The 13,840-nt window shown below is 68.2% G+C and carries 13 protein-coding genes; 5 read left to right on the top strand and 8 right to left on the bottom strand.

All coding sequences use genetic code 11. The features are described from left to right. Positions 1-12: 12 nt before the first annotated feature. Positions 13-1,773 carry an aa3-type cytochrome oxidase subunit I gene (gene ctaD / locus SKC42_RS05720; protein WP_330963335.1) on the bottom strand — a complete coding sequence of 587 codons (1,761 nt, stop codon included), beginning with the start codon at positions 1,771-1,773 and terminating at the stop codon, positions 13-15. Between the two features lie 213 nt (positions 1,774-1,986). Between ctaD and SKC42_RS05725 the strand changes: the two genes are divergently transcribed. Beyond that, the gene (locus SKC42_RS05725; protein ID WP_330963578.1) at positions 1,987-3,051 is read left to right on the top strand and encodes an iron-siderophore ABC transporter substrate-binding protein; all 1,065 of its coding nucleotides are present in this window, start codon (positions 1,987-1,989) and stop codon (positions 3,049-3,051) included. Between the two features lie 127 nt (positions 3,052-3,178). Further along, positions 3,179-4,219: an NAD(P)-dependent alcohol dehydrogenase gene (locus tag SKC42_RS05730; RefSeq protein WP_330963336.1), complete on the top strand. Its 1,041-nt coding sequence runs from the start codon at positions 3,179-3,181 to the stop codon at positions 4,217-4,219. A gap of 18 nt (positions 4,220-4,237) precedes the next feature. Here SKC42_RS05730 and SKC42_RS05735 read toward each other — a convergent pair whose 3' ends face one another. From SKC42_RS05735 to SKC42_RS05750, 4 genes are all read right to left on the bottom strand, one after another. Further along, positions 4,238-4,675, bottom strand: coding sequence for a DUF3349 domain-containing protein (locus SKC42_RS05735; RefSeq protein WP_330963337.1), 438 nt, complete (start codon positions 4,673-4,675; stop codon positions 4,238-4,240). Between the two features lie 136 nt (positions 4,676-4,811). Continuing rightward, complete coding sequence (locus SKC42_RS05740; RefSeq protein ID WP_330963338.1) at positions 4,812-5,312, bottom strand: hypothetical protein; 501 nt, start codon at positions 5,310-5,312, stop codon at positions 4,812-4,814. Positions 5,313-5,324: 12 nt separating this feature from the next. Then, positions 5,325-6,299: a class 1b ribonucleoside-diphosphate reductase subunit beta gene (gene nrdF / locus SKC42_RS05745; RefSeq protein ID WP_330963339.1), complete on the bottom strand. Its 975-nt coding sequence runs from the start codon at positions 6,297-6,299 to the stop codon at positions 5,325-5,327. A gap of 124 nt (positions 6,300-6,423) precedes the next feature. Continuing rightward, a complete protein-coding gene (locus SKC42_RS05750; RefSeq protein ID WP_330963340.1) occupies positions 6,424-7,818 on the bottom strand; it encodes an HNH endonuclease signature motif containing protein in 1,395 nt (464 codons plus the stop codon). A gap of 124 nt (positions 7,819-7,942) precedes the next feature. On the opposite strand from SKC42_RS05750, the gene SKC42_RS05755 reads away from it, so the two are divergent. Then, positions 7,943-8,389: an SRPBCC family protein gene (locus SKC42_RS05755; protein WP_330963341.1), complete on the top strand. Its 447-nt coding sequence runs from the start codon at positions 7,943-7,945 to the stop codon at positions 8,387-8,389. Further along, positions 8,373-8,927: a TetR/AcrR family transcriptional regulator gene (locus SKC42_RS05760; RefSeq protein WP_330963342.1), complete on the top strand. Its 555-nt coding sequence runs from the start codon at positions 8,373-8,375 to the stop codon at positions 8,925-8,927. The genes SKC42_RS05755 and SKC42_RS05760 overlap by 17 nt, the downstream gene beginning before the upstream one ends. Before the next feature lie 7 nt (positions 8,928-8,934). On the opposite strand, the gene SKC42_RS05765 is transcribed toward SKC42_RS05760, so the two are convergent. Next, positions 8,935-10,506: a flavin-containing monooxygenase gene (locus tag SKC42_RS05765; RefSeq protein WP_330963343.1), complete on the bottom strand. Its 1,572-nt coding sequence runs from the start codon at positions 10,504-10,506 to the stop codon at positions 8,935-8,937. Positions 10,507-10,607: 101 nt separating this feature from the next. Further along, on the bottom strand, positions 10,608-11,273 hold the full coding sequence (locus SKC42_RS05770; RefSeq protein ID WP_330963344.1) for a TetR/AcrR family transcriptional regulator: 666 nt from the start codon (positions 11,271-11,273) through the stop codon (positions 10,608-10,610). A gap of 83 nt (positions 11,274-11,356) precedes the next feature. Between SKC42_RS05770 and SKC42_RS05775 the strand changes: the two genes are divergently transcribed. Beyond that, on the top strand, positions 11,357-12,952 hold the full coding sequence (locus SKC42_RS05775) for an MFS transporter (RefSeq protein WP_330963345.1): 1,596 nt from the start codon (positions 11,357-11,359) through the stop codon (positions 12,950-12,952). Between the two features lie 67 nt (positions 12,953-13,019). Here the strand turns inward: SKC42_RS05775 and SKC42_RS05780 are convergent, their stop codons facing one another. Beyond that, the gene (locus tag SKC42_RS05780; protein WP_330963346.1) at positions 13,020-13,763 is read right to left on the bottom strand and encodes a TetR/AcrR family transcriptional regulator; all 744 of its coding nucleotides are present in this window, start codon (positions 13,761-13,763) and stop codon (positions 13,020-13,022) included. Between the last annotated feature and the right edge of the window lie 77 nt (positions 13,764-13,840).

Genomic DNA, 13,840 nt, shown 5'->3' on the forward strand with positions numbered 1-13,840 from the left:
GATTCGGCGGCGCTACTGCTCGGGGGTTCCGCGATCCGCTTCCGTCCGCGGGCCGAACCCCTTCGGCGATTCCCCGGCCGTCGCGTGGCGACCGACGTGAGCCTCGGCGCGCATCCGCTCCACCATGTGCGGGTGGTGCAGCTCGAAGGCCGGGCGCTCCGAACGGATCCGGGGCAGCTCGGTGAAGTTGTGCCGCGGCGGCGGGCAGCTGGTCGCCCACTCCAGCGAGTTGCCGTAACCCCACGGGTCGTCGACGGTCACCACCTCGCCGTAGCGCCAGCTCTTGAAGACGTTCCAGACGAACGGGAACATCGACGCGCCCAGGATGAACGCGCCCACCGTCGAGACGACGTTGTAGGACTGGAAGCCGTCGCTGGGCAGGTAGTCGGCGTAGCGGCGCGGCATGCCGAGGTCACCCAGCCAGTGCTGCACCAGGAACGTGGTGTGGAAACCGATGAACGTCAGCCAGAAGTGCAGCTTGCCCAGCCGCTCGTCCAGCAGCCGGCCCGTCATCTTCGGGAACCAGAAGTACACGCCCGCGAAGGTGGCGAACACGATGGTGCCAAAGAGCACGTAGTGGAAGTGGGCCACCACGAAGTAGGTGTCGGTGACGTGGAAGTCCAGCGGCGGGCTGGCCAGCAGCACGCCGGTCAGGCCCCCCAGCAGGAAGGTGACCAGGAACCCCACCGAGAACAGCATGGGCGTCTCGAAGGTCAGCTGGCCCTTCCACATCGTGCCGATCCAGTTGAAGAACTTGATCCCGGTCGGCACCGCGATCAGGTAGGTCATGAACGAGAAGAACGGCAGCAGCACGGCCCCGGTGGCGAACATGTGGTGCGCCCACACCGCCACCGACAGCGCGGCGATCGACAGCGTCGCGTACACCAGCGTGGTGTAACCGAAGATCGGCTTGCGGGCGAACACCGGGAGGATCTCGGTGACGATGCCGAAGAACGGCAGCGCGATGATGTACACCTCGGGATGGCCGAAGAACCAGAACAGGTGTTGCCACAACAGGACTCCGCCGTTGGCGGGGTCATAGACATGGGCTCCCAGGTGCCGGTCGGCGGCCAGCCCGAACAGCGCCGCCGTCAGCAGCGGGAAGGCGATCAGGATCAAGATCGACGTCACCAGGATGTTCCAGGTGAAGATGGGCATACGGAACATGGTCATGCCCGGCGCGCGCATGCACACGACCGTGGTGATCATGTTGACCGCACCCAGGATGGTGCCCAGACCGGCGACGGCCAGGCCCATGATCCACAGGTCGCCGCCCGCTCCCGGTGAGTGGGTCGCGTCACTGAGCGGGGTGTAGGCGGTCCAGCCGAAGTCCGCAGCGCCGCCGGGGGTGATGAAGCCGGCCATGCCGATGCTCGCGCCGAACAGGAACAGCCAGAACGAGAAGGCGTTCAGCCGCGGGAACGCGACGTCGGGGGCGCCGATCTGCAGCGGCAGCACCAGGTTGGCGAAGCCGAACACGACCGGGGTGGCATAAAAGAGCAGCATGATCGTGCCGTGCATGGTGAACAGCTGGTTGTACTGCTCATTCGACAGGAACTGCAGGCCCGGGGCGGCGAGCTCGGTCCGCATCAGCAGCGCCAGCAGGCCGCCGATGAAAAAGAACACGAAGCAGGTGACCGTGTACATGATGCCGATCATCTTGTGATCGGTCGTGGTGATCAGCTTGTAGACCAGGTTTCCCTTGGGACCCGTCCGGGCCGGGTAAGGGCGGAAGGCCTCGAGTTCCCGCAATGGGGGCGCTTCGGCTGTCAACAGCTCCTCCAAACATCCATCCCGGACAGTGTCATTCACGAATCTTAGCCCCCTATCACGCACGGGGCGGGGCTGGTCCTACAAACTGTCGTAAATAGGCCAGCCGCAGCGGACGGGCCGTTTCTGGATGCTGCGCGCCGGGGCCGGAGTGTTAGCGTCGGTCGCGTGCATTTCGGCGCCCCCCGATCCCCCCGGCCGTTCGCGGGCCCGGCCGTGTCACTGGCAGTGGGCGTGGCCCTGGCGTGCGCCGGTTGCGGTTCCGGTCGGGACGCCGCCCCGTCGAGCCGGTCCCTGGTCACCCCCACCACCCAGATCGCAGGCGCCGGGGTGTTGGGCAACGACCGCAAGCCCGACGACTCCTGCGCGCGGGAGGCCGCCGCGCCCGACCCGGGGCCTCCGGGGCCACGGCCGGTGCACAACGCGCCCGGCGTCAGCCCGGACGTCGCCCAGGTGCCGCCAGATCCGCAGCGCATCGTGGTGCTCTCCGGCGACCAGCTCGATGCGCTGTGCGCGCTCGGCCTGCAGGCGCGGGTGGTCGCCGCCGCGCTGCCCGACGGAGCGTCTGGTCAGCCCTCCTACCTGGGCGCCGCCGTGCACGGCGTCCCGTCTGCCGGGACGCGGACCAACCCCGACCTGGGCCGCATCGCGGCCGCCCATCCCGATCTGATCCTGGGCTCGCAGGGGCTGACACCGAAGCTGTACCCGGAACTGGCCTCGATCGCGCCGACCGTGTTCACCGCGGCACCGGGCGCCGCCTGGGAAGACAACCTGCGCGGCGTCGGCGCCGCCACCTCGCGGGGCGCCGCGGTCGACGGCCTGGTCAACGGCTTCTCGCAGCGCGCCACCCAGATCGGATCCGCGCACGACGCGGCGCACTTCCAGGCGTCGGTCGTCCAACTGACCGCCAACGCCATCCGGGTGTACGGCGCCAGCAACTTCCCGGCCAGCGTGCTGACGGCGGCGGGCGTGGACCGGCCGGCGGCCCAGCGCTTCACCGACAAGCCCTATATCGAGATCCCGGCCACCAACGCCGACCTCGCCAAGAATCCCGACCTGTCGGCGGCCGACGCCGACGTCGTCTATGTGTCGTGCGACTCATCCGTCACCTCCGAACGCGCCGCCGCGGTCCTGGACAGCGGCCCGTGGCGGAAACTGTCGGCGAATCGCGACAACCGCGTTTACGTCGTCAACGACCAGATCTGGCAAACCGGCGACGGGCTGATCGCGGCCCGCGGCATCATCGACGACCTGCGGTTGCTGAACGCCCCGATCAACTGAAACACCGGCCGACCGCCGATCGCCAGCCGATTTTCGGATACACCCCCGGGCCGAGTGGCCCGAGTCTCTTAACATAGTTAAGCTATCTAGCGACGCACAGACGGAACGACAAACAAAGAGGACTTTCATGAGCACTGTTTCGGCGTACGCCGCCACTTCGGCCACCGAGCCGCTGACCAAGACCACCATCGAGCGTCGCGAACCCGGGCCGAACGACGTGGCGATCGACATCAAGTTCGCCGGCATCTGCCACTCCGACATCCACACGGTCAAGGCCGAATGGGGCCAGCCGAACTATCCGGTGGTCCCCGGCCATGAGATCGCCGGCGTGGTGAGCGCGGTCGGCTCCGACGTCACCAAATACCGGGTCGGCGACCATGTCGGCGTGGGCTGCATGGTGAACTCCTGCGGCCAATGCAGCAGCTGCAGGGCCGGGCTGGAGCAGTACTGCAAGCCCGGTGCGACCTTCACCTACAACTCGATCGACAAGGACGGCACGCCGACGCAGGGCGGGTACAGCCAGGCCGTCGTCGTCGACGAGAACTTCGTCGTGCGCATCCCCGACTCGCTGCCGCTGGACAAGGCGGCGCCCCTGCTATGCGCGGGCATCACGCTGTTCTCTCCGCTGCGGCACTGGAAGGCCGGCGAGGGTACCCGGCTGGCGATCATCGGCCTGGGCGGCCTGGGCCACATGGGCGTCAAGCTCGGCGCCGCGATGGGGGCCGAGGTGTCGGTCCTGTCGCAGTCGCTGAAGAAGATGGAGGACGGCCTGCGGCTGGGCGCACGCAACTACTACGCGACGTCCGACCGCGAGACCTTCAACAAGTTGCGCGGCAGCTTCGACCTGATCCTGAATACCGTTTCGGCGAACCTGAAGCTCAACGACTACCTCGGCCTGCTTGACGTCGACGGCACGCTCGTCGAGCTGGGGATTCCCGAGCACCCCATGGAGGTGGGCGCGTTCCCGTTGGCGCTCGCGCGGCGCAGCCTGTCCGGGTCGAACATCGGCGGCATCGCCGAAACCCAGGAAATGCTGGACTTCTGCGCCGAGCACGACGTCACCCCGGAGATCGAGCTCATCGAACCTGACTACATCAACGAGGCCTACGAGCGCGTCCTGGCGAGCGACGTGCGCTACCGCTTCGTGATCGACATCTCGAAGCTGTGATTCGGTGAGGCGACTCGGTTAGGAGGCGACGCCGGAGGGCTGCGCCTCGGAGTCGCGACCCCTGGCGGCGAGTTCGGCGGCTTCCGCGTCCTCGTCGCCCGGGATCACCTCGCTGACGTCGATGCCGGCCAGCGGCCAGCCGACGGCGGCCAGCCGGGCGGCGACCCGGATGACGTTCTCCGGCCCGGCGTCGTGGTGAGTCGTGTCGGCGATGAATGCTTCGATCTCGTCGCGGTCGATGACACCGTCGGCGGCCGCCGGCGAGCCTTCCTTGGTGATATCGCGCACCACCTGCTTGACCTGGTCCTCGGTCAGCGGCGTGCTGCGCAGCAGGGCCATCAGTGGCACCCGGTCGGGCCCCGGGACCCCGTCCGGGTATCCGGCCGTCAGCCAGCGAACGACCGAACGGCAGAAGTGGTGATGCTTCTGGGCGGGCGAGGAGGCGGTGTTCGTCACGCCCTTAGTCTCGTGGCAGGGGCGTCACCAGCGCCACCGCGGCGTCGCCCGATCCGGACATTTCATGTTCCGTTCACGCTTTGATCCCCGCGGGCGAGTAATCGCGATTGGGTGCGGCAACCTCGGCGGCGGCAACTTATGCGCGCTCGGCCCTCATGCCCATGTCGATCGTGCCCTGACACGGTCCGCTCAGGATGTCGGTGTGCATGGTGCCGGAAAGGGAGCCGTCGGGTTGCGGCGTGTAGTGCACATCGGCGTGGGCCGGGCTCCACTGAATCGTGGTGTCGGGCATCATGCAGTCCCATTGAAAATCGCTGTGTTGCGTCCAGGACGACCCGTCCCACGTGAATTGGACCGGTTGGGGGACCGTCGGGTTGCTCGGCGGTGGGCCGTTGACGATCGTTGCGACGCACTTTCCGTCGGTGCAGCTGGAGCGGAACCCATAGGTAGAGGTGTGCTGCACCTCCGGGTCGCCGACCGCCATGCTGGTCCCCGACTTGGGGCCGACCATGAACGTGATCGCGTAGTCGCCGTTCCAGGAGGGGTCGCCCGCCCAGGCGGTGGGACAGAGCGCGAGCGTCGCGATCGATAGACCGACGGATAATCCGGCGAGCCCGTTCAGACGGTCTGGCGCCATCGTCACCCGCGCTTAGAAATCCCAGTCCTCGTCTTCGGTGACGACGGCCTTGCCGATCACATAGCTCGACCCCGAGCCGGAGAAGAAGTCGTGGTTCTCGTCGGCGTTGGGTGACAACGCCGAAAGGATGGCCGGGTTCACATCGGTCTCGTCGCGCGGGAACAGCGCCTCGTAGCCGAGGTTCATCAACGCCTTGTTTGCGTTGTAGCGCAAGAACTTCTTGACGTCCTCGGTCAGCCCGACCTGGTCGTAGAGGTCCTGGGTGTACTCCACCTCGTTGTCGTAGAGCTCGAAGAGCAGCTCGTAGGTGTAGTCCTTGAGCTCGGCGCGCTTGGCGTCGTCGACCAGGGCCAGGCCGCGCTGGTACTTGTAGCCGATGTAGTAGCCGTGCACCGCCTCGTCGCGGATGATCAGCCGGATCATGTCGGCGGTGTTGGTCAGTTTGGCCCGGCTGGACCAGTACATCGGCAAATAGAAACCGGAGTAGAACAGGAAGCTCTCCAGCAACGTGGACGCCACCTTGCGCTTGAGCGGTTCGTCGCCGCGGTAGTACTGCAGGACGATCTCGGCCTTGCGTTGCAGATTCGGGTTCTCCTCCGACCACCGGAAGGCGTCGTCGATCTCGGCCGTCGAGCACAATGTGGAGAAGATGTTGCTGTAGCTGCGCGCGTGCACCGACTCCATGAACGCGATGTTGGTGAGCACGGCCTCTTCGTGGGGGGTCAGCGCGTCGGGGATCAGGCTGACGGCCCCGACGGTGCCCTGGATGGTGTCCAGCAGCGTCAGCCCGGTGAACACCCGCATGGTGAGCTGCTTCTCCCCCGCGGTCAGCGTTCCCCACGACGGCAGGTCATTGGACACCGGCACCTTCTCGGGCAGCCAGAAGTTCCCGGTCAACCGCTCCCAGACCTCGGCGTCCTTCTCGTCTTGGAGCCGGTTCCAGTTGATCGCGGAAACGCGGTCGATGAGCTTCATGTTTTCGGTCACCAGAACCCCACTTCACCGGACGGTTGATCTGCGGTACGCAGGCCACAAACACTACCCCTGGGGTCACGCAAGCCGGCGCAACACAAGAAGTTGTGTTGGCGTGTCGCCGCGTCGCTTTGGGTCGCTAACATGCATCCCCCTCCCCCTCCCCGTCGCCGCCGTCCCCGTCGCTGAGGAGTTTCTCGGGATTGTGGAAGGCGTTGGTGCGGGGTTGGCCGCGGTCGAGGTGGGGTGGGGGGATCCATTCGGTGTCGCCTCGGGGGTTGGTGCGGGTGGTCCAGCCGCCGGGTTGGAGCAGCCGGTGGTGGGGGCCGCAGGCGAAGGTGAGGCCATCGATGTCGGTGCGCCGGCATTTTGCGTAGTCGGTGACGTGATGGACTTCGGAGTAGTAGCCGGGCACCGTGTAGCCCGGCGCCGAACACCCACGGTCCTTGGCGTAGAGCACGATCCGCTGCCCCGGTGAGGCCAGCCGCTTGGCGTGGTAGAGCGCCAGGGCTTTGCCCTTGTCGAAGATCGCCAAGTAATGGTGCGCGTGGCGGGCCAGGCGGATCACGTCGCTCATCGGCAGCCGAGTCCCGCCGCCGGTGCGGCCGACCCCGGCGGCGGCTTCGAGTTCGGCCAGCGTGGTGGTGACGATGATGGATGCCGGCAACCCGTTGTGCTGGCCCAGCTTTCCCGAGGCCAGCAACGCCCGCAGCCCCGCGAGCAGCCCGTCGTGCTGGCGTTGGGCGGCGCCGCGGGCATCGCCGTCGATCGCCTCCTGCGACGGGGTGCCCTCCACGCACGGGGCCTCGTCGAGGGGATTGCACATGCCCGGCGCGGCCAGCTTGGCCAGCACCGCCTCCACGGTGGCGCGAGCCTCCGGGGTCAACCGCCCCCGCAACTCCGACATGCCGTCAGCGCCCTGCGGCCCCACCGTCAGCCCGCGACGCCGCGCGCGGTCGCTGTCGGTGTAGCTGCCGTCGGGGTTGAGGCAATCGGCGAGCACCGCGGCCAACTCGGTCAGGTGTTCAGGGCGGTAGCGGGCGCCCTCGGCGGCCAGCCGGGCCTCGACCTGCTCACGGGTCTGCTGATCGATGCAGCCGGGCAGGTGGCGGAAGAACTTCCGGATGACACGCACCTGCTCGGGCCCGAGCGCGCCGTCACGCTGCGCGACGGCGGTCGCCGGCAGGACCGGCGCGATCGGCTCCCCGGTCAGCCCATGCCGCGGACCCAGCTCGACCGCGTCGTTGACCCGCCGCGACGCCTCGGCGCGACTGATTTTCGCCGCCTCGGCGATTGCGTGCGATAGCTTGCCGCCGAGCTCTTCCGGGGTGGCCTGGCGGCCCAGCAGATTGATCAGCGGATGCTCCAACGCCGGGAGCCGGCGGCGCACTCGCTCGGAACGCTCCAAGAACTCGAGCGCCTCGTCCGGCGAGAACGCATCGCAGTCGACCCCCACCGCCTTGTCGATCGCGGCGTCGATGGTGTCGAAGGCGGCCGCCAACGCCTCCCGACCCATCCCACCGCTTGCCGTCATGACACGAACCTAGAGACGGCCTCCGACAGAAACGCCCGGAATGTGACTGTCGAAACGGAAGTGACACAAGTTATTCGGCACGACGAGGACCAAAAGCGCACTCCGCGGATGTACCATTTGGTACATGATTACCGAGGACAGCGTCGAAATCGACGCGCCGCCGCAGCGGGTGTGGGAGGTCTTCAGCGACGTCGAGCGCTGGCCGGAGTGGACCGCGTCCGTGACATCCCTGACCGCGCTGGACGGACCCGGCCTCGCCGTCGGACAGCGGTTCGCGATCAAGCAGCCCCGCATGCCCAAACTCGTGTGGAAGGTCACCACCATCGACCCCGGCGCGTCGTGGACGTGGGAGGTGCGCTCCCCCGGCGCATCGACCAGCGCCCGCCACGAGGTGATCGCGCGACCGGACGGCCGCACCCTGGTCACGCAGCGACTCGAACAGCGCGGCGTGCTCGGCGCGCTCGTGGGTTGGCTGATGATCAGGACGACCAGGCGCTACCTCGAGCTGGAGGCCCGGGGCCTGAAGGCGCGGTCCGAGCGGCTCAGCCGCGCCGATGGCCCGCACTCCTGACGGGAACCGGCGCCGGCGGTTGCTCGACGCGCTCGTCGAGGAGTTCGCGACGGGAGGCGTCGGCGACCGCTCGCTGCGTGACGTGGCCGCCGCCGTCGGCACCAGCCATCGAATGTTGTTGCATCACTTCGGTTCCCGAGACGACCTGCTGGTCGCCGTCGTCGACGAGGTCGAGCGCCGCCAAAAGGGGGTGCTGCCCGAGCTACCGCGGGATGCGGCCGCGGGCTTCGCCGCCATGTGGGCCGACGTTCGCCGCCCCGAGCTGCGCCGGCTGGAACGGCTTTTCTTCGAGTGCTATGTCCGCGCGGCCCAGGGTGAAAAGCCTTTTGCGCGAATGGTTCCCGGCGCGGTCGACGGTTGGCTCGCCGAGGTCGAGGCCGCGGCGAACCCCGCCGACGAGCCCATCGACCCCGCCCTGGCCAGGCTGGGGCTGGCCGTCGTCCGCGGACTCCTGCTGGATTTGGTGGCCACCGACGATGACGCCGGCGTGGACGCGGCCGCGAACACCTTCGCCGATCTGCTCAGTCGCCGGCCCTAACGCGAATTCAGTTGCGCGCGGCGGCCGCCAGCCGGCCGGCCGGGGACCCCTTGCCCACGCCGAAGAACTGGTACTCCTCGGGCTTGACCGAGCGGGTCGCCATCCAGTACTGCCAGGTATAGCCGCCCCACAGCACGGTGTTACGGCCGTGCTCGTCGAGATACCAGCTGCTGCACCCGCCGCTGTTCCACACCGAGTGCGCCAGGTGTTCCTGCAGCTCGTCGTTGAACCGGTCCTGGGCCGCCCGCGTGGGCGCCAGCCCCTGCGCCCCCATCCGGTCGCACTTGGCGATGGCGTCGGCGACGTAGTGGATCTGCGATTCGATCATGAACACCACCGAGTTGTGGCCCAGCCCGGTGTTGGGCCCCAACAGGAAGAAGAGGTTGGGCACGTCCGCCACGGTGATCCCGCGGTGCGCGCCGATGCCCTCGCGGTTCCACCGGTCAACGAGGTCCTCGCCGTGCAGCCCCTTGATCTGGACGTAGGTGTAGGAGTCCGTGACGTGGAACCCGGTGCCGTAGACGATGACGTCGACCTTGTGCTCGGTGCCGTCGGCGGTGACGATCCCGTCGGGGGTGATCCGGGCGATGCGATCGGTGATCAGCTTGGTCTTCGGGTTCGCGATTGCCGGGTAATACGTCGAGGAGTTCAGGATTCGCTTACACCCGAGGCGATAGTGCGGGGTCAGCTTGCGACGCAGCTCGCGGTCCTTGATCGAGCGGCGGATGTTGTATTTGGCGTAGGCCTCGATGAGCTTGAGCAGGTTCGGCCGCTTGGTCATGCCGAATGCCAAAGCCTCCTGGCCCCAATAGATCCCGAGGCGCGTGAGCGCCCGCAGCCCGGGGACGTTCTGCATCGCCCCGCGGAGCGCCGCGGGGATTTCGGGGTTCGACCGCGGCACGACCCACGCCGGGGTTCGCTGGTAGAGCTGAAGTTCGGCCACCTGCCCGACGATCTCGGGCACGATCTGGATCGCGCTGGCGCCGGTGCCGATCACCGCCACCCGTTTGCCGGTCAGGTCGACGCTGTGGTCCCACTCCGCGGAATGGAAGGCGGGGCCGCGGAATTCGTCGCGGCCCTCGAAGTCGGGGATGGATGGGATGTGCAACGCGCCCGCCCCCGAGATCAGGAATTGGGCGACGTACTCGCGCCCGTCGGAGGTGAACACGTGCCACCGGCACTCTTCGTCGTCCCAGTGCCCACGGTCGACGAGGGAGTTGAAGACGATGTAGCGCCGCAGACCGTACTTCTCGGTGACGCCCTTGAGGTAGTCCCAGATCTCGGGCTGGTAGGAGAACGGGTTCTTCCAGTCCGGCTTGGGCTCGAAGGAGAAGGAGTAGAGGTGCGACGGGATGTCGCACGCGCACCCCGGGTAGCTGTTGTCGCGCCACGTGCCGCCGATGTCGCCGGCCTTCTCCAGGATGATGAAGTCGACGCCCTGCTGCTGCAGCTTGATCCCCATGCCGAGCCCCGAGAAGCCGGTCCCGATGATGAGGGCGCGGGTGTGCACCGGCTGATGGGCGTGGGTCGCCGGCCCCGGGTCGGCGCCTGATTCGGCAGAGGCCTCGGCAATCGTCATGCTGCGATCCTTCCTGGGAACGCCGGTACCGGATACTTTGCGAACTTCAGTCTCTCCGGCGAGCGTCAGAGTGTCAACGCGGCCCCAGCGAGTGACTCCCGTCAGCGGCCCTCGGTCAGCAGCGCGACCGACCGGCGCAGCTGCCGCTCCGGCGGGGCGGGCGGCAGGGGGGTCACGGGCCGGGCCCGGAACGCGTCGACCATCAGCGCGGCGAAACGGCGCCACGCGTCGGGGGCCGATGCCCCGGTGGCGCGCAGCACGCCGGCGTTGGCCAGCAGCATCACGACGATGTCGCCGGCCACCACGTCCGGCCGCAGGGTGCCCTCGCTCTGGGCCCGGCCGATAAGCGTCCGCACCTTCTCGACCGCCTCGTTGGTGCGCTGCTCGACGGCGCTGCTGGCGGGAAACGCCGTCGTCAACAGATCGCGCAAGCCGGCGTCGGCCGCCTGCATCTCGCACAACTCGAAGACCAAGCCGCGGAAGCCCTCCCACGCGTCGCGGTTGGCCAGGGCGCGATCCACCGCCCGCGTGTAGCCGGCGATGTTGCGCTCGAACGCGGCGGCCGCCAGGTCGGCCCGGGTCGGGAAGCGCCGGTAGAGCGTGGCCACCCCCACGCCGGCGCGAGTGGCGATTTCTTCCAGCGGCACCGACAGCCCGCGCTCGGCGAACAGCTCGGCGGCGGCGGACAGGATCCGGTCGCGGTTGACCCTGGCGTCGGCGCGCAGTGGCCTGGGTCCCTTTGCGCGCGGCGTTGCGCGTGAAATCACAGGTCGAGCATACGCAGACAAGTGGAGGTCGTCATCCACTTGCGCTTATCGTCGAAACCGTAAGTGGTAACCACCCTCCACATATGAACGGAGCAACTATGTCGGTCGCCTTGACCGCCCCGGAGCTGGCGGGAGAACGCCAACATCGCGCGCCGGGCCACCATGACATGCGGGGCATGCGGGGCAATCCCTGGTGGACGCTGGCCGCCGCCTCCATCGGTGTCATCATGGTCGGCCTCGACGCGTCCGTCGTGGCCATCGCCAATCCGCGCATCGCCATCGACCTGCACGCCTCGCTGCCCGACCTGCAGTGGATCACCGACGCCTACATGCTGGCGCTGGCCTCGCTGCTGATCTTCGGTGGGAAGCTCGCCGACCGGTTCGGCAGGCGCCGGGCCTTCTTCGTCGGCGTCGTCGGGTTCGCCGTCACGTCGGTGGGCATCGGCCTGATCGGCACGGTGGGCGGCGTGATCACCCTGCGCGCCCTGCAGGGCGTCTTCGGGGCATTGTTGATGCCGGCCACTTTGGCCATCGTCCGCGCGGCGTTCCCGCCCGAGAAGCTCAACACCGCCATCGGAATCTGGGGCGGGGCCTCGGGTGTGTCGATCGCGGCCGGACCCATCGTCGGCGGCCTGCTCGTCGAGCACGTCAACTGGCAGTCGGTGTTCTACATCAACGCACCCATCGCGGCGCTGGCCTTACTGGTCGGCGGCCTGGCGATCGCCGAGAGCCGCAGCGCGGCCGGGCGGCGGCTGGACATTCCCGGCACCGTGACGCTGTCCGGCGGCCTGTTCCTGGTGGTGTTTGGGCTGATCAAGGCCCAGAATTGGGGCTGGCTGGCGGGCCGTACCCTCGGGCTGCTGTTCGCCGGGCTGGCGGCCGTGGCGGTGTTCGTGCTGATCGAGCTCCGGACCGCCGAGCCGCTGCTGCCGATGCGGCTGTTCGCGAACCGGCGGCTGTCGATCGGCACCGCGGTGGTCGTGATCGACTTCTTCGCGCTGTTCGGCGCCGTCTTCTTCCTGTCGCTCTACCTGCAGAACGTGCTCGGCTTCAGCCCGGTCGAAACGGGGGTCCGCACGCTGCCGCTGAGCCTCACGCTGATGGTCACGGCCCCGCTCAGCGGATTCCTCACCGACAAGTTCGGCCCTCGGCCGTCGATGGTTCTCGGGCTGGCCGCCGTCGCGTCCGCGCTATTCTCCCTGGACTTCCTGCGCACCGACTCCGGTTACCAGGCGCTCTGGCCCGCGTTCGTGCTGCTGGGCGCCGGCATCGGCCTGGTCCTCACGGCGAGCTCGGAAGCCATCATGGGCAACGCGGACGACGACGACGCCGGGGTGGCCGGCGGGTTGCAGAGCACGGCCATCCAGCTCGGTGGCGTGCTCGGCACGACCGTGCTGGGCTCGGTGCTGTCCAGCCGGGTCGGCTCTGTGCTGGTCGACCAACTCCGGGCCGCGGGTGTCCCGGCCCCCGTGGCCGGCAAGCTGACCGCCGCGAAAGAGCTTGTGACGCAGGGCTTCAGCCCGACGGTGCCCGGCATGCCCGCCCCGTTGGCACACGCGGTCACCCAGGGCGGCCACGGCGCTTTCATGGTCGGGCTGCACGCCTCCATGGTGGTCGCCGCAATCTCGGCCGCCGTCGGCGCGGTGCTGGCGATGTTCGTGGGCCGCGGCACAACGTAGAGCGGTTTCGAGAAGGCCCGCCCGGGTTTTGGGGGGGGCCTTCTCTTCTGTGGCCTTTTGCGGCGGGTCAGCCGGTGGCGGAGTTGTGCGGAACCACGCTGTGGATCGGCAGGTCGGGGTCCAGACCGATGCCGAGCGCCTCGGCGGTGCCGACGATGACGCCCACCATGATCGTCGTCAGGTGCGCAACGAACCTCTCGTGCGGCATGCGCCGGGGACTGCCGGCGTCGGGGCCGAGCCACCACTCGGTGGCCGACGCGGCCGAGCCGAACGCCGCGTGGCCGGCCAGTTCGATGGCCGCGTGGTCCAGCTCCATTTCCTTGAGTTCGTTGTCGAACATGTCGGCCACCGCCAGGGTGATGCCGCGGCCCTCGTTGAGGATCTGGACGGCCGACTGCGGGGTGGCCGACGATCGGCCCTGGATGAAGACCCGCAGCACGTTGGGGTGCTGGTCGACGAGGTTGACGTACTCCTCGACGGCGCGACGGATCACCTCGCGAGCCGAATCAGTCTTCAGGTCGATTGACGGGAAGATGGCTCCCCACAACATGTCTCGCAGCCGCTCGCCGATCGCCTGGAACAGGTCGGACTTGTCCTGGAAGTGGCGGTAGATCTTCGGCTTTGCGGTGCCGGCCTCTTCGGCGATCTCCCGCACGCTCAGTTCCGGACCCAGGCGGTCGATGGCGCGGAACGCCGCGTCGACGATCTCCCCGCGAACCTTCTTGCGGTGCTCGCGCCAGCGCTCGCTGCGGGCGTCGACCTTACCCCCCGGATTGACGCTGGGATGGGGTGGACGCGGAATTCTCACCACGTCAAGCACCATACCCCGCTCGTGGGCCACGGAGCCGCTGACCTGGGCAGACCGGCCGGCGTCGGCCCGCCGCAGGC

Origin of the sequence: Mycobacterium sp. 050134 (assembly GCF_036409085.1) — a bacterium.
In the GTDB taxonomy this organism is placed as follows: domain Bacteria; phylum Actinomycetota; class Actinomycetes; order Mycobacteriales; family Mycobacteriaceae; genus Mycobacterium.